Annotated in this window: 14 protein-coding genes; 7 read left to right on the forward strand and 7 right to left on the reverse strand. The window is 43.3% G+C overall.

Going from position 1 to position 16,884, the window contains the following annotated elements; genetic code table 11:
* Positions 1-63 precede the first annotated feature (63 nt).
* Both V7K31_RS27600 and V7K31_RS27605 read right to left on the reverse strand, forming a co-directional pair.
* Positions 64-684 (reverse strand): flavin prenyltransferase UbiX, encoded by a 621-nt coding sequence (locus tag V7K31_RS27600; protein WP_334826392.1) that lies wholly within the window; start codon positions 682-684, stop codon positions 64-66.
* Between the two features lie 17 nt (positions 685-701).
* A complete protein-coding gene (locus tag V7K31_RS27605; protein WP_335098783.1) occupies positions 702-3,059 on the reverse strand; it encodes a ribonuclease R family protein in 2,358 nt (785 codons plus the stop codon).
* Positions 3,060-4,033: 974 nt separating this feature from the next.
* On the opposite strand from V7K31_RS27605, the gene V7K31_RS27610 reads away from it, so the two are divergent.
* Both V7K31_RS27610 and V7K31_RS27615 read left to right on the forward strand, forming a co-directional pair.
* A complete protein-coding gene (locus V7K31_RS27610; RefSeq protein WP_335098786.1) occupies positions 4,034-4,918 on the forward strand; it encodes a hypothetical protein in 885 nt (294 codons plus the stop codon).
* Positions 4,919-4,984: 66 nt separating this feature from the next.
* The gene (locus tag V7K31_RS27615) at positions 4,985-5,812 is read left to right on the forward strand and encodes a hypothetical protein (protein ID WP_335098789.1); all 828 of its coding nucleotides are present in this window, start codon (positions 4,985-4,987) and stop codon (positions 5,810-5,812) included.
* Between the two features lie 46 nt (positions 5,813-5,858).
* Here the strand turns inward: V7K31_RS27615 and clpP are convergent, their stop codons facing one another.
* Positions 5,859-6,467: an ATP-dependent Clp endopeptidase proteolytic subunit ClpP gene (gene clpP / locus V7K31_RS27620; RefSeq protein WP_335098792.1), complete on the reverse strand. Its 609-nt coding sequence runs from the start codon at positions 6,465-6,467 to the stop codon at positions 5,859-5,861.
* Between the two features lie 469 nt (positions 6,468-6,936).
* Here clpP and V7K31_RS27625 point away from each other — a divergent pair, with 469 nt between their 5' ends.
* The 4 genes from V7K31_RS27625 (at position 6,937) to V7K31_RS27640 (ending at position 10,835) form a co-directional block, all read left to right on the forward strand.
* Positions 6,937-7,092, forward strand: a complete 156-nt coding sequence (locus tag V7K31_RS27625) for a hypothetical protein (protein WP_335098795.1) — start codon at positions 6,937-6,939, stop codon at positions 7,090-7,092.
* Positions 7,093-7,378: 286 nt separating this feature from the next.
* Positions 7,379-9,433, forward strand: coding sequence for a thioredoxin domain-containing protein (locus tag V7K31_RS27630; RefSeq protein WP_335098798.1), 2,055 nt, complete (start codon positions 7,379-7,381; stop codon positions 9,431-9,433).
* Positions 9,434-9,508: 75 nt separating this feature from the next.
* Positions 9,509-9,850, forward strand: coding sequence for a hypothetical protein (locus V7K31_RS27635; protein ID WP_335098801.1), 342 nt, complete (start codon positions 9,509-9,511; stop codon positions 9,848-9,850).
* Positions 9,851-10,232: 382 nt separating this feature from the next.
* Positions 10,233-10,835, forward strand: a complete 603-nt coding sequence (locus V7K31_RS27640) for a molybdenum cofactor guanylyltransferase (RefSeq protein WP_335098804.1) — start codon at positions 10,233-10,235, stop codon at positions 10,833-10,835.
* A 23-nt stretch (positions 10,836-10,858) separates the two neighbouring features.
* On the opposite strand, the gene V7K31_RS27645 is transcribed toward V7K31_RS27640, so the two are convergent.
* Together V7K31_RS27645 and V7K31_RS27650 are read right to left on the reverse strand one after the other, a co-directional pair.
* Positions 10,859-11,497 (reverse strand): hypothetical protein, encoded by a 639-nt coding sequence (locus V7K31_RS27645; protein WP_335098806.1) that lies wholly within the window; start codon positions 11,495-11,497, stop codon positions 10,859-10,861.
* Positions 11,463-12,962, reverse strand: coding sequence for a family 10 glycosylhydrolase (locus tag V7K31_RS27650; protein ID WP_335098809.1), 1,500 nt, complete (start codon positions 12,960-12,962; stop codon positions 11,463-11,465). The genes V7K31_RS27645 and V7K31_RS27650 overlap by 35 nt, the downstream gene beginning before the upstream one ends.
* Before the next feature lie 601 nt (positions 12,963-13,563).
* Between V7K31_RS27650 and V7K31_RS27655 the strand changes: the two genes are divergently transcribed.
* A complete protein-coding gene (locus V7K31_RS27655) occupies positions 13,564-14,499 on the forward strand; it encodes an ABC transporter substrate-binding protein (protein ID WP_335098812.1) in 936 nt (311 codons plus the stop codon).
* Between the two features lie 65 nt (positions 14,500-14,564).
* Here the strand turns inward: V7K31_RS27655 and msrA are convergent, their stop codons facing one another.
* The gene (msrA, locus tag V7K31_RS27660) at positions 14,565-15,245 is read right to left on the reverse strand and encodes a peptide-methionine (S)-S-oxide reductase MsrA (RefSeq protein WP_335098814.1); all 681 of its coding nucleotides are present in this window, start codon (positions 15,243-15,245) and stop codon (positions 14,565-14,567) included.
* 654 nt (positions 15,246-15,899) lie between these two features.
* Positions 15,900-16,868, reverse strand: coding sequence for an FTR1 family iron permease (locus V7K31_RS27665; RefSeq protein ID WP_335098816.1), 969 nt, complete (start codon positions 16,866-16,868; stop codon positions 15,900-15,902).
* Between the last annotated feature and the right edge of the window lie 16 nt (positions 16,869-16,884).

Genomic DNA, 16,884 nt, shown 5'->3' on the forward strand with positions numbered 1-16,884 from the left:
CGGGTACAGTGTGTGGAGTCGTCACGACTATTGTGAAATATTACGATCAATCTGCTGAAGTCCTTAGCGACGACCTTGCCACCTCTGAATTGGGATGCAGTCAATATCTAGTTGATCTAAAGCACGGGCAACGACAAAATCAACTAAATCCTCGATGGTTTGGGGATTGTGATACCAGGCGGGAATAGCGGGAACAATTCTCACTCCAACTTCTGCTAAAGAGGTTAAGTTACGTAGGTGGATGAGGCTAAAAGGCGTTTCACGAGGAACAATGACCAGCTTTCGCCCTTCTTTGAGTTGGACATCCGCCGCCCGTTCAAGTAAATCGGAACTCAAGCCACCCGCTAGCTTTGCCACTGTACCCATGCTGCATGGAATGATCATCATCCCCAGAGTGGCAAAGGAACCACTGGCAATCCCGGCTCCAACATCACCCCAAGGATGGCAACGCAGTTTCCCCAAAAGTTCAACTCCAGCTTGCTCTCGCCAGAATTGTTCTTGCCCAGTTGGTTCTGGTGGCATCCGAATTTCCTGTTCTGACTGCCAAACCATGTAAGTTGATTTAGAGGCAACCAATTCAATACTATACTCCGCTTCTAGCAAAAATTTGATCGCACGAACAGCGTAAATCAGACCAGATGCGCCCGATACGCCTAAAATTAGAGGCTTAGTGTTATTTGGCACGTAACTTTTACTGGATTTTACTCATCCTCAGAGTAAGAGTCTAGGTCATCAGGCTCAATATCATTTGGTAAGTAGAGGTCTGAAAGCTCCTCATGGGAACCATTGCCAGTTAAATTTTTGGCGACACCATCGCTACCGACTGTTACCAAATCAATTTGCTGACGGTAGTAATCGACACTTTTAACTTGGACGGCGACGCGATCGCCTAGTCTGTAGGAAGCACGATTTTTGCGACCAAACAGTGCTTGTTGTCTGGCGCGATATTCATACCAATCATCTTTGAGAGAACTGACGTGTACCAATCCTTCTACCCTCAAAGGTACACCAGGATTACTGCTGGACTCCACCTCGGCGGGTGGTACTTCAATTTCCACAAAGAAACCGTAGGATTGAACACCAGTAATCACACCTTGAAATACCTGACCGATGCGCTGCTTCATCAGTTGGGCTTTTTGCAGTCCGGCTAAATCGGCTTCAGCTTCTTGGACTTCTTTTTCTCGGTCGTTGATTTGGACAATTACCCTAGTTAAATCACTTTGGAGTTCTTGTTGCAATTCTGGGGGTAAAACGTTCCAGTTAATTTCCTCGTGGCTGGAGGAGTGGCGCAGGTTAACGCGCTCTCTGACACGGGTATTGCGGCGATCGCGTCCGTTTTCAAGTAGCGTGTAATACACTCTCTGCATGAGCAAATCTGGGTAACGCCGCAAGGGGGCACTAAAGTGAACATATTGCGATAGTGCCAGACCAAAGTGAGATCCTTTGGTGGTGCTGTAGGCAGACGGCTTAAGTGTATCTTGCAATAAGTAGGTAAGAACTTGCTCAGAGGGAGATTCGGCAAAAGCTGTGGTCAAATGTTGATAATCTAAGGGTTGGATATCGACTTCTGGATCTAGTGTTAAGTCAACGCCTAAATTGACTGCCAATTTCAGCATTTCCTGGACATCTTCAACATCGGGTGTGCCTTGGACTCGCCAGATGGCGGGAACACCAAGGGCATTTAAGTGAGTTGCTACTAGTTGATTAACTAGCAGCACCAACTCCGTGAGTAGCGATCGCACCGGTAAATCATTCACCACCACAGTACCGAGAATCCCCTCATCATAATAGGCGTTTTGGCTGGGCGGCAGATTCAACTGGAGGCTACCACGAGTCAACCGCACCTGTTTCACGGCTGTTTGCAAGGCTTGGAGGTCTTGCAGAATCTGAGAAACCTGTGGGGATTGATCTTGAGATTGACCTGTAAGAATTGCTTGGGCTTGTTCTGTAGTCAGTGCAGTCTCGACGTTGATCACACTGGCTTGAATTTCCCATTCCAGAACTTGTCCTGATTTGGGATCAATTGTAATTAAAAAAGAGATGGTTAAGCGATCGCTTCCAGGTACTAAAGAACAGCGTTCTGCCACACTTGCAGGCAACATTGGCAGCACCAATTCTCCCAGATATACCGATTTACCCCGTTTGAATGCTTCTCTATCTAGGGCTTCGTCAGGTTGGACATAGTGAGAAACATCGGTGATATGAACGCCTAAAAGCCAATTTCCGGCTAAGTTTTTTTCTAAACTAAAAGCGTTTTCGATAACTTTGGTATCGCCACCATTTACCCCTTCAATAGTGAGAGTAAACAAATTACGCAAATCTAACCGATTTTTCAGGTCTGCTTTCAGCAGCTTTTTGGGCAACTTAGCGGCTGCTTCTAGGACATTATCTGGAAAAGTCCGGGAAAGGTCGTGTTTGCACGTAACTAAATCTATATCAGCAGCAGCTTCAGCATCGCTACCAAGAACTTGCACCACTCGACCCAGTGGGGGATATTGTGCCAACGGGTAACGCAAGACTTCCACATGAACCAGGTGATCGATCGCTTCTTCCAACTTCGCCCCGCTAGGTTGGATCTTCAGTTCAAACAGCAATCGATCATCTAAAGGTACAGCCCGGAAACCGCTTTCCACCTGCTTAATTCGTGCCAATAACGTGTGATTGGAACGTTCTAGAATCAGCTTCACCTCCCCTTCAGGAGAGCGACGGCGACTGCCTTCTTTGAGAACTCTGACCAAAACGCGATCGCCATTCCAAGCATTACTCAGATGACTTTCGCGGATGTAAATATCCTCAGCGCCTTCCACATCTTGAATCGCAAAGCAAAAGCCTTTACTAGAACAACGGAGTTTTGCCTCAATTATTCCCTCTTCTGAGACACGGCGATATTTGCCTCGTTCTTTCACTAAAATACCGATTTTTTCAAGAACATCTAAGGCAATGTGAAGTTTTTGTAAACTTTTTTCATCTTCACAGCCAAGTTTCTTTTCCAAAACCTTCCGAGCTACCAATTTATCATCGGTGAAATTGGCAAGGAGTGTAGCGATTGAAAATTCCATGCAGTGAACCGACCTTTGGTCAAAACATCATTTGTTGTTTAATCTGGTTCTTTTCTGTATACCCTCACGGCTTACAGAAACAAGCTGGAAACGAATTGTCCTGAGACAAAGCTTCCTAAGTTCTAAGGAAAGGAAGCCCGACCCAGCAAGAGCGGGAAACTACTCCCGCAGTTCCTTTGCAAGGAAGCCGACCCACGAACAACTCTGGGCATATACGAACTTCTCACTGCACGATGCTCTCAGAGTTCGCCTGCGTTCAAGTTTCTTCACCTAACCAAACTTCAGATTGCACGCCTGATTAAAATTTAGCCCCGCTAGGTAATTACGCGACGGGTTTTTGAGAAGCTAGTTTAGAGAATCCATGCTGCCCAAAAGCGCTATGCAGGAAAGCCACTGCGCTCAGAGGGGTCTCCCCAAGTGGAGCAAGTGGCGTGGAAACTACAGGTGTTTGATTGTCCAGAGTGAAGGTAATTTTACGCCATTAGACTCTGATTTTAACTAGGAGGAACTGCCGATGAACCCAATTTTCCCACATGTAGAATCGGTAACAATTAGGTGAGCAGCTTAATAAGCAGTGAGGGCGAACCTTATCTTCATTATTGTAGATTTAGAGCGCATTTCCAGAAAATAGTTCTAGATATCCAGTTGGGTAATTAGTATAGCATTGCAAGCAAGACTACCCAGGTAAGTTGGCACTAGCCAAAAATCTCGTCAAAAAAGAGCTACTGCTACAATTGGGACACCGGACAAAGCAAAAATATCACCTTGATCACCCAGAGCATGAATTATACCTGCTCATCGCCTGCTAAGAAACTGATCACACATAGCAAGCAATTAAAAATAAAGAAATGCAATATTGACACGCATCCTGGGGATCGAGTGGATGTAAATTAAAGTAAGGGCAGTTTACCTTGCTTGAGCATACAGGCAGTATCGACCCCGTTATTAAAAATATTTAGATTGGTAGCAGTATTATGTTGGCTCAATTCCAGAGCTTGTATCCCAAGGGCAGTCTGATTTCTGAATTAGTGCAAATTTATCAAGGAAAATATATTGTCCGGGCAAGCGTGCAAATTGAAGGCGTAACCCGTGCTACGGGTATGGCAGCAGCAGAAACAGTAGAAGCAGCAGAAGACCAAGCCAGAACTAGAGCGCTGATAGTTTTGGGTATTACAAATGCGCCACCAGCATCAGTGGCATTTACCTCAAATCCAATTTCCCCCGAGCAGCTAAACCCTTCCTTAAATACCAAAAGTGGATTAAATGAATCTGCCTATTCGTCTGTAAAAGATGAGGATTTTGTTGGTAGTCAATGGCCAGTGGTCAGCGACAAAGAAATATCTATCCCGCCCTCCAGAGTACGGAACATCAAACCAGAAGTAGTAACAACCAGTAACGAACAGTACGGGTACAGCAATGCTGCGCCTTTAGAAAGCGATACCTATAGCCAGGATTTAGGTCAAAACTTTCCTGTGACTGGCAACCGGGAGTTAGAATTTGATCCTCCAGTTGAAAACTTGGAAATAACCTTTGATAACCAGGTGGAAAATCAAACCTTTCCCGGAATTTCTGCCAATAATGTCACACCATTTACACCTCGGAGTTATAGCCCTCAAGAGGATGTCGGCATTCCGTCAGTCACAGGAAAGAGAAAGAAGAAAGCTGAACCCGTGGATTTATCGGATGTAATTGCTAAAACCGATGTCGAACTTCAGCGTTTAGGTTGGACACCAGAACAAGGTCGGGAGCATCTGATTAAAACCTACGGTAAGCGGGGGCGAACTTTGCTGACTGAAGAAGAATTGCATGGATTCCTCAAATACTTACAATCACAGCCTGACCCAATCGCGGGATTTTGATTTGTCATTGGTCATTAGTGAGTACTAATGACTAATAACGTAGGCTATTGAAACTGTGACGAAGTTATGGAACCTGTGAATTTTTCTGAAGTAATTGCTCAAATACGTGTCGAAATCCAGCAATTAGGCTGGACAACAGACCAAGTACGAGAACATCTCAAAAAAAACTATAGGGCGCATACTTTGCTGACAGAAGTAGAATTATTAGACTTCCTCCAATACCTTGCACCTCAACCGACATCAGGATTAGACGAAATTCTGATTGCCAAAATTAATGTTGAAATCGAACGGTTATGTTGGACACGACAGCAGGGACGGGAGCATCTGAAAAAAACTTATAGGAAGCGATCGCGTACTTTGCTGACAGAAGTAGAATTACTAGACTTCCTTCAATACCTTGCATCTTTACCTATGCCAACATTAGACGAAGCTCTGATCGCCAAAATTAATGTTGAAATAGAACGCTTATTCTGGACACAAAAGGAGGAAGAACAGTATTTCATAACAACTTATAACAAGCCTGTTCGCACTTTGCTTACCCAGGAAGAATTACTAGATTTCCTCAGATACTTGGAATCTCACTCTATACCAGAAGACAACTCCGAGCTTTACGCGGAATATGAAGAGTTACAAAATTTATCTATATACTCAGAAGAATCAGACAATATAACCACAAAAATGCATCCTGTACATTTATTGTATCCTGTGCATTTTTTTGAAGTACTGACTAAAACTGATGCTGAAATGCAGCGTTCAGGGTTGACGGTAGAGTGGGGACGGGAACATCTGATTAAAACTTATGGGAAGCGATCGCGTTTTTTACTAACCGATGAGGAATTAGAAGAATTCCTCAAATACCTCCAATCTCAGCCAGACCCGTTAGCGGGATTTTGATTAGTCATTAGTCTTTTGCTAATGACTAATGACTAATGATTAATGACTAAACAAGAGCAACTGCTGGACGGCTACCAGCAGCGTGACGGTCAATCACTTGGTCAATTAAGCCATATTCTCTGGCTTCCTCTGGCGACATGAAAAAGTCACGTTCAGTATCTTCAGCAATCCGCTCAATTGGTTGACCTGTATGTTCAGCTAAATAGTCGTTTAGCCGCCGCTTGTGGTACAGAATTTCCCGCGCCTGAATTTCAATATCAGTCGCCTGTCCTTGAGCGCCGCCTAAAGGTTGATGAATCATAATCCGAGAATGGGGTAAACTCATCCGCTTACCTTTAGCACCAGCGCTGAGGAGAAAAGCACCCATACTCGCCGCCAATCCGGTACAAATGGTACAGACATCAGGGCGAATATGTTTCATAGTGTCAAAAATGCCCATACCAGCCGTCACCGAACCACCGGGAGAATTGATGTACATATAAATGTCTTTCTCCGAGTCTTCAGCATCCAAATACAGCAGTTGGGCAACAATCAAGTTAGCAATGTTGTTATCAACTTGTTGTCCCAAAAAGATGATGCGCTCACGTAACAGCCGTGAGTAGATGTCAAAGGCGCGTTCACCTCGACCCGATTGTTCAATAACGATAGGAATCATGGAAGCGTGTTTGTGGCTACTTTAAATCCATTTTATCGGTGACAGCACCAAACTAGGGTTGATCTCTACTGTTCCCAGGTAGATAAATTAAATCTTTTTCGTTTTCCTTTGCCCAGCATTACTTAATTACGAATTATTTTAACCTCTAAGGGCACTTTTTAGTGACAAAAGCTGTCTAATAGAATATCCCGATTTAGGGAAGAATAAATCAAAAAACTCCAACCGCCGCCAATTTCATGTCTCGCCCTTTGCTGCCCAACCTTGGCGATGTGGTAATTAGACCGATAACCGCAATCCAACTTGCTTAAGTAATTACGCTAAATATCCAGTAACATTTTAAACATTTTCTTAGGATTTACCTCAGCAATTATGAAGTTATTTTTGTTAGATTCGGTAAATCGAGAGTACGAGGTGTATTTAGAATAACCAGTCCTACTTGAAATGCTATCCACTCAGAGAGAGACGTGCCATGCTGGAAAAATTTGTACAAGCCGCCATCATCACCTTGTTGCTCCACCTGATAGCAGGACTTAGCCCAAATATTTTAATTCAGACAAAGACAGCATCCCCTGTGCCAGAAACGCCACCAAATATGGTTAGCTTACTATTGCGATCGTTTCAATAAAATTGTTTCATAAATTCCACAGGTGTAGGCGATATCAAACAATTTTGGATTTTAGATTTGCAATTTTAGATTTGAGAGCAAGCATAGCGGCCTTGCTTGAACCGAAAAACCAATTCCATTATCCATTATCCAAAATCTCAAATTGGTACGGTCAAAGACATACACTACTTCTACCTAAGGGGTAATTCGCTTGTAGGGTTTTTTGCGTATCTACAATAGCCGTCTAGGCTAACACTCCTGGGAACAGGGTAGACTGAGCAAAGAAGGCAACTACTTGCATTTGATCATGACTAATCGCCTTGCTGAAGCTAAGAGCCTGTATCTCCGCAAACACGCCGAAAACCCGATTGATTGGTGGCCTTGGTGTGACGAAGCACTTGCAACTGCAAGGGCGCAAAATAAACCGATTTTTCTCTCCATTGGCTATTCTAGTTGCCACTGGTGTACTGTCATGGAAGGCGAGGCTTTTTCTGATATTGCGATCGCTGACTACATGAATGCCAATTATCTTCCCATCAAAGTAGACAGGGAAGAAAGACCTGACCTCGATAGCATCTATATGCAGGCTTTGCAGATGATGAGCGGTCAAGGGGGTTGGCCTTTGAATATTTTTCTTTCCCCAGAAGATTTAGTGCCGTTTTACGCTGGTACTTATTTCCCTGTAGACCCGCGTTATGGTCGTCCGGGATTTTTGCAGGTGTTGCAAACGCTTCGCCGTTATTACGATACAGAAAAAGAAGACTTACAGCAACGCAAAGCCTTAATTATTGAGTCTCTTCTCACGTCTGCGGTGTTGCAAGACGGTATGACAACCGAGCTTGAAGACCATAAATTACTTCGCCAAGGTTGGGAAACCAGTACAGCTATAATTTCTTCTAGTCAATCTGGCAATAGCTTTCCGATGATTCCCTACACAGAATTAGCACTGCGGGGAACTAGATTTAATTTTGAATCTCGCTATGATGGCAACCAAGTTTGTACCCAACGGGCACTAGACTTAGCACTGGGAGGCATTTATGACCATGTGGGCGGTGGCTTTCATCGCTATACTGTTGACCCGACTTGGACAGTACCCCACTTTGAAAAGATGCTCTACGATAATGGACAGATTGTGGAGTTTCTGGCTTCTTTGTGGAGTACAGGAGTGCAAGAACTAGCGTTTCAGAGGGCAGTTGCTGGTACTGTACTATGGCTAAAGCGGGAAATGACCGCGCCGGAAGGTTACTTCTATGCCTCTCAAGATGCCGACAGTTTCACTGAATCGACGGCGGTAGAACCAGAAGAAGGAGCCTTTTACGTCTGGAATTACAGCGAATTAGAACAACTGTTAACGCCTGAAGAATTAAAGGAATTAGAACAGTTTACGGTGACACCTAACGGCAACTTTGAAGGTCGTAATGTCTTGCAAAGACGCTATTCAGGGCAACTGAGTGCAACGTTGGAAACGGCACTGAGCAAGCTGTTTACCGCTCGCTATGGCGTTAGTTCTGAAGAAGAGGAAACTTTTCCCCCGGCTCGTAACAACCAGGAAGCAAAAACCGCTAACTGGCCAGGTCGTATTCCCTCGGTGACAGATACGAAGATGATTGTCGCCTGGAATAGCTTGATGATTTCTGGGCTGGCTAGGGCTGCTGGGGTTTTCCAAGAACCGTTATATCTGGAATTAGCAGCACGAGCGGCGAATTTTATCTGGGAAAATCAGTTTGTCGATGGGCGGTTCCACCGACTCAACTATCAAGGAGAACCAAGCGTTTTAGCTCAGTCTGAAGATTATGCCTTTTTTATTAAAGCTCTCTTGGATTTACAAGCTTCCAACCCTGAGCAGAAGCAATGGTTAGAAAAAGCGATCGCTATCCAAGATGAATTCAACAAATTTCTCTGGAGTGTAGAATTAGGTGGATATTATAACACATCCAGTGATTTGAGTCAAAATTTAATTGTCAGAGAGCGTAGTTACGCGGATAATGCTACACCAGCACCTAATGGAATTGCGATCGCTAACCTTGTGCGTCTGGCTTTACTCACCGATAATCTAGATTATTTGGATTTAGCAGAACTTGGTTTAAAAGCTTTTAGAAGCGTCATGCATCGCGCTCCCCAAGCTTGTCCCAGTTTATTTACAGCTTTAGATTGGTATCGTAACTCTACCTTGATTCGCAGCACAAGTGAGCAAATAAACTCTCTGATCCCCAAGTTTCTACCAACGGCTGTGTTTGCTATCACATCTGATTTACCAGAGGGAAGCGTTGGTTTAGTTTGCCAAGGTTTGAAGTGTCTGGCACCAGCAGAAAGTGTAGAGCATTTATTGCAGCAAGTAGACAAAAGTCAGAATAGGGGATGATTTTGAATAGGGATTGGGCATGGGGGAATACCAATTAGATAGTGAGGGACAATACATTAACATTAGGAAGATCAAATGAAGTTGTATTTACAGTACGGAGAAGATTTGTCGGGGCAATGGAAAAGCCTCTACGAAATTGAACTGAAGCCTCTACTGAACGTAAATCCACATCCTCTTTCAGAAGCTCAAAATGTCCTTGGTATTCATCTAGCCCCAGTAAGGCTGCCAAATGGTGAAGTTCTCAATGTTGACATCACGTACTCGACGGAGAACCGAGGAATTAATATTAGATTTTTGAGCGGAGACACCACCCTAATACAGGTTGGAGGCTTCAAGAAACAAGAAATATCTTATGATCCAAATGTAATATTTTTAACCCCAAATGGTATTCATGTTTCCGCTATGGTTGGAGCTTGATAAGACTTTCAAGTAGAATTACATCGATTCACAGGTTGAATCGAGCGAAACAAAACTAACATTAATTAATAGTAAAGGCATCGCGGGGGAGGCTGCGATCTCGACTGAGGTCTAGTTCTTCGGTGAGTTCAGCTAGGGGGGATTGACGGAAAAAATCTGAGAGTTTGCTTGGTTGATCTGGTTGGGTGTTGTTGTGTGTGGTCAGGCTTTGGGCAAGGAGTTGAATGATGTACAGTTTATCGTTGGGGGAAAGCTGAAGGAGTTATTGTTCGAGTTCTTGGATAGCCATGATGGGGTTTAAGTGGAGAATAAATTTATTCTACTTTCAGCATTTGGGGTTAATTTAGTTTGACTCGTTTTTTACCCTCTATTTTTTTGACGAATGACCATTAACTCGCGTAGCAAATTAACTGCCCTTATTTTAGCGGGCGGTAAAAGTTCTCGTATGGGTCAGGATAAAGCCTTGATTTCCATTCAAGGAGTGCCGTTGTTACAGCGAGTTTGTAGCATTGCTCAAAGGTGTACCGATAGTGTTTATATAATCACTCCTTGGCCAGAACGCTATCAAGACTTGCTTTTGCCTGGTTGCCAGTTTATTCGGGAAGTCCCTTTATCTGGAGAACCTCTAGCCCACGGACCTCTAGTTGGATTTGCCCAAGGACTAGCCGAAGTACAGACAGATTGGGTGCTGCTGCTAGCTTGCGATTTGCCGAGGTTGCGAGTTGAGGTGTTGCAAGATTGGGCAACTAAACTTGATAGCGTAGGAGATGATGCGATCGCAGCTTTAGCAGATCATCCCAAAGGCTGGGAACCTCTATGTGGTTTCTATCGCCGTCGCTGTTTGCCCCAACTCCTAGAGTTTATCAACCAAGGGGGGCGATCGTTTCAGCAGTGGCTGCGGCAATATCCTGTAGAAGTTTTGCCTTTATCAGAACCCGAAATGTTATTTAACTGTAATACACCAGAGGACTTGGCTTTAAGTTAATTCATGTCAAAAAAGGTAAAAACTTAATCGTGAACAGGTCCTGCGGAAACTCTGGTAATAAAGTCATTTTTCCCATCAGGATCGTTAGCATCTATCAAAACATAAGTAATTGCTTTCTTGCTACTGGGTTGTTGTACTTTGGGAATAGAGCCATCTGCATTAGCCGGAGGTCGAGGTACAGTCATCATTAGTGGTGAACCCCAATAAACCACCCTCCAAACATTTTTATTAATAAAACCTCGGTTTTTATCTGTGTAGGATAAGTATTCAACTGTGGTTTTAATAGGCGGTTGCGTTAAATTGGAAAGCGTAATTTTATTTGCTATTTCAAGCGCTTTTTGTGCTGACACAGTAAGGTCTGGTAAAGGTACTGCTGATTTGAATTCACCTCCATACCCTTGAAGAATTTTTTGGGCGTTTGCAGAAATATCAACAGGTTGATCTAGTCCTACCGTAAGAACTGGCTTTATTTTATCTATCGTGACTTTGTTCTGAGCTATCTTAGTTATGGTCTGAGCGCGTGAATTATAAGTGTAGATTAAAGCTAAAATGGGGATTGGCAGTACCAAAAGTGAAATTATCCATTTACGCTTCATTTTTATGCCTCTGTTTACGATTGCAAGAAGTCTACTTAACCCGACAGAATTTGCGATCGCTATCACTTTCAGGATATTGCCAAGAATAGGCAAAATGGCTAACTCCCTTCAGTTGGGGGGCAAATTGCCGAAGTGCCTGCATTTGCACTTCTAGGGGTGGACGATTACTGACGGATTTTCCCCACTGACCAGCTAAAGCCGGCATGATCTGCGTACCCGGTTTTGCCATACTCAAAACTCGTTGCACTTGCGTCACAATACAACTAACATTACCGCAAGTCCCATATAACATGGGATGCCACTCTAATGTAGTGGGGAACCGATCCCAAGGTTGCAAACGGGAGTCATACCCTTTTCCGACAGTTTGGTTGCCATCAGGGAAAAACACCACTCCTGTGGGAATACCTTGCTGCTTTGCTGGGTAACTAGCTAAGGTGACAAAATCTAAAATTCCTTGCATAGCGTGGGCAACGGCAAGCTGCCATAACTCCCATTGCAAAAGTGGTTGTCTATCAGTTACAGGCAAGATTGAGCTTGGCGCTGGTGGGGGAATGCGTCCTTGCCAGAGGGGTTCTCCTTCCTGGGGATAAAGTTTATCAACATCCGTTATATCGCCGCCAGTGACGTATCCCTTACTCAAAAAGCGGCGAATTAAGTCCAGCCCTTTGTAATTTTGTGCCCGTTTAAATAAAGCTTCTTGGGTTGCAGGACTAAATAGCCATAAATCTGAAACTTTGGTGGCGATAGAATCACTTCCAGCTTGTCGAGGATAACGCACATAGTCAAATAGCAAGCCATCTGGACGACGGCGCAAAATTTCTTGTACTAATTGGTAGTAATCACGTTTTGCTTGCAAGTTGTAGGGGTCGATAAATACTTGAGAGCCGTTATCTACAACATATAGGCTCGTTTGACCTTTGCCATTACGAGCGATCGCACCTTGTCTATCTCGGCGCTGGGCGTAAGTATACCCGAAATTTATAGTAAACATCCAGGCGTAGACCTTCAAACCGCGTTGCCGACCCTTTTTAATCGCTGTGGCAAGTATATCGACGTTTTCTGACCCTGGAGTGCGAATCACAGCAGGCCAAACCGTCGGGTTAGCTCTTGCTGGCAATAGTACCTGTCCGTCGTAAAATACTTCTAAATAAACTTGGTTATAGCCACGGTTAACAATCCGATCCATAATCTGATCAATTGTTCCTGGCTGAATGTCACACGGATACAACCGCAACCAAATGGCTTGGATTTGCGGCCAAGTCCGAGTGCGGCATTCTCGTAATTCTTCTCCATGTTTTTCTACCATATTCTGGTAGCTCGTTTGAGCATCTTCATTGCCTTTGAGGGCTGATAAACGTAAGCTTTCTTTTTCTTGCACCGCCGTTGATGATAACTGACAATACTCAGTTCCTTGCGCCCTTGCTGCTTTGCTCTCAAAGTTGGGGAGCAACGAACTACTAGTGAAAACAACAGCGAATAGACACCGCCAAAATAATGTTGATCTTGCAACGTTCAAGGAATGGTTAGACATACCTACCAGTAGATGGACACATTAACAATTCAAAATTCAAAATTCAAAATTTTATGACCTGAGTTGGAGCCACCAAAACTTTGAGCTACGTATTGACATTCAGTCTTAAACCCTTTAATTTACGATAATCATCGACCCCAACTCAGATAATTGTGGACAACGTGTATCGAATTATATAGTTAACTAGTAAAGGTTTTAAAATCTATTTTTTCAAGACTGCCAAAGACCTATTTGTGTTGCCACATTTTTGTATAAAGACATAAATGCATACAGGACAGTATAAAACACCTGAATATAAAGCAAGTTTAGTCTACTATTGGGTAGATTCCGCCTCTACCTTAGTACAACATCTCATTAATTCGTAGCGAATTCTCTGCGTGCCTCTGCGCTTCCCTCTGCGCCCCTTTGCGTTAAAATTCCAACCCTCAATTTGCCACAATTTTACGCAAAGCTTTACTTAGTTAGAGAAAATCTACCAAAACCAGTAGGATTTTTGAACCAAGAATACCCTGACTTTTAGCTCTGTAAACTAAAAGCAACATTTGTTATTTTTGAATATGGTGCTGAGTATGCCATTTTTACCCCCAGAAGGAATTTTAATATGCATCGTCGTTGGCTCTTATCTGCTTTAGCACTTTTGATCAGTATAGTTTTAGCTGCTTGCACGACTGCAACCAGTCAGCAGCCACAAACAAAAGTCACAAACCCTACTGAGACGACAAAGACAAATTCTCAGCAATTACCAAAAGGATCAGCAAAAAGAGTTGTTGCTCTTTCTTCTCTTGCTGCTGACATTATCTCTCGACTTGATCAAACAAAAATTGTCGGAATCACTGGTAGCAGATTATTTAAGAATGACTCCAGATTCCAGGATATTCCCCGTGTTAGTGAAGGTCAAAGTCCGCCAAATTTAGAAAAAGTCGTAGCACTCAAACCAGATTTAGTTATTGGTGCAGAAGGTTTTTCTAACATCCCAATTCAAAAACTTCAGCAGCTAGGAATTCCGACCTTTCTCACTAAGGTAAATAACTGGGAATCTCTAGAAGAACTTACTAAAACACTTGCTAAATCAATTGACGCTGATCCTCAGCCTTTGTTAAATCGTTACAAAACTTTCTTGCCAGAAAAGCCAACTCAGGGTTTTTCTACTCTAGCCCTGGTAAGTCGTCAACCAATTTTAGCCCCGAATAAAAATAGTTGGGCAGGGGATTTGCTGGCGAAATTCCAGGCGAAAAATATAGCAGCAGATTTACAAGGAAAAAGTCCAATTGGTGGCTATGTGACACTTTCGGCTGAGAAGGTTTTAGAAGCAAATCCAGAGGTGATAATTTTGGTTAATCCTCCACAAGGAAATTCGGAAGCGGCGCTTTTAGATTCGCTAAAAAAGGAAGCTTTCTGGCAGCAACTGCAAGCAACTAAAAATAACCGAGTTTATGTGTTTGATTATTTTGGTCTGGTGAATCCAGGTAGTATAGATGCAATTGAAAAGGCTTGTCAGCAGCTTAAACAAGCGTTGTTTGCACCACAGGGGACTTAAGTCAATAATTATAATTTAAAATCTCGTTTTCACCTTCTAAGTAAGTGGACGTGAATAATTAAAGCTTATTTCTTATATATATTGGGGAACTGTGATTGCAGTTGAGCCAACTTCGGCAAGTCATTTACCACCACGTAAGGGTAGTTCGGATTGCGGTCAATAAAGTTTTGATGGTACTCTTCGGCTTGATAAAAACTCTTTAAGGGAACTAGTTGAGTCACTATCTGCTTATGAAAGATGTGTGCTTTGTTTAGTTGATTGATATAATCAAGCGCGACCCGCTTCTGCTCGTCATTAGCAAAAAAAATCACTGAACGATATTGCTTCCCTGAGTCGGGGCCTTGTCGATTCAACTCTGTTGGGTCATGTGCCACCAGAAAGTAAATTTTCAAAAGCTGCTCATATGAGATTTGTGATGGATCGTAGGTGATTTTTACTGACTCAGCATGACCAGTCAATCCAGAACTGACAATTTCATAGTCTGCGGTTCCTGCACTGCCACCAGAAAAGCCAGAAACAACATCAGAAACACCTTTGAGATGCTCAAAAACCGCTTCCATTCCCCAAAAGCATCCTCCTGCGAGAACTGCCGTCTGTTTTCCCTTAGCTGTAGAAGTTGAGATATCGGTAGCGGGATTAAAAAGTATTGCATAGGACGCACTACGCATTATTACAACAGATGTCAGCGAAATGATGCACAAGCTGAGTAATAAGTATCGGGAGAGAATAAAACTGCGAACTGACATAAGACTTTAAAGCCCTGCGTTTATTGAATAGCAAACCGACACTACTAACTCCGAATAATTTTGTGGAGTTTCATCGGTGATTCTTTACTAATGTTGTCATCACTATAGGATTCATTTCTGAAAGCAAGATTAAAAAAATATTAGAAGTTGCCTGAGAGGATGCTGAGAATTTTCGGACTTTTATCGCTGCTGATGGAAATGCTTGCTGGGGTTGAGATTAATACTTTTTGGTTAAGGAAAGTTATGTGTTTAGGCAAGCTGTTCTTGAGCGAGAGCCAGCCTAGTTAAGAGCCTCTAGGCTCGTAACCAGTTAAGCCAATACATTTACAGCGTTTTTGAGGTAAATGAGGTACACAGGTAGGGGCACAACATTGTTCATACGTGTCAACTTAACGTAAAAACCAGTCTAGACAAAGCTTTGATAGATTCCCTCGTTCCCAGTCGGAGACTGGGAATGCCGTTCTAGAGGCTCCGCCTCTTGAAAAAGCGGCAGAGCCGCCAGGAGTGGCATTTCCAGCCTCTGGCTGGAAACGAGATTTGAAGAGGCTTTTAGCTTAAGTTGACAGAATGAACATTGTTGTGCCCTTACAATAATCTGTACGTGTATGCATGGGGTTCTCCCCCTGCTCCTTCTCCTCTTCGATGACTGTGCTTTTAATCTTTTGCAGAACTAATTGGTTTTTGAGCAAAGGGGATATTTTTTTTACCTTCAGGAGAAGCACCTCCAATGCTGCGGAAATACAGTCCTCCAATGGTGAGTAAAAAGGTCACATATCCCACTGCTTGGACAAGATAGAGATTGTCTCTGTAACCAAATAAAGATTTGAGGATAATACCAGGAAACTGTTCGTCAGGCAAGATTGTGGAAGTATTTGAAACCATTGGCCCCAAAATACAGGAGTGGACTTTAGTAAAGCGTTCGTAATAGAAACAAAGGTTTTCTGTGGCACGACTGCTAAGGGCAAGGTTAGCCACAGCCTCGTCAAAATGTTTCAAGGCTGAAACCACTAATCCAGCCACAATCAACACTAATAAAACGCCCATTACCTGGAAAAACTGGCGGATGTTAATGTTGACACCCCATTTAAATAGCAGCACCCCAATGGCAGATGCCCCTACCAAACCACCAATAGCACCCAACGCTGGCATTAATCCTTGTTGAAAATTAGCAGCAACAAACAAAACAGTTTCAAAGCCCTCGCGGACAACGGCAATTAAAATTAAGGTAAAAACGCCCCAACCAGCATTTGAGTTTTGTGTCAGCGCTTCTGTTACCGCTCCTTCAACTGTAGCTTTCATGAATCTGGCTTGTTTAGTCATCCAGATTAGCATCCAACTGAGCATTGCGATCGCTAACACACTAAACACACCTTCTAGCGCTGGCTCAACTACGGTGGTGTATTGAGGATTCGCCGCTCCCAATACTTGAATTACCCAACTGAATAGCACTCCTATTAAGGCACTGACGACAATGCCAACGCCGACACCAGCATATACCCAAGAGTTGAGTCGGGATTGTTTAGCTTTTTTTAGTAAAGCTAGCACAATGCCAACAACAAGGGCAGCTTCCACTCCTTCTCGGAGTGTTATTACAAAAGTAGGTAGAGCAGTACTAAAATTCATTTTTTGTCCCTTGTCT

Source organism: Nostoc sp. (assembly GCF_036917675.1).
GTDB lineage: Bacteria > Cyanobacteriota > Cyanobacteriia > Cyanobacteriales > Nostocaceae > Nostoc.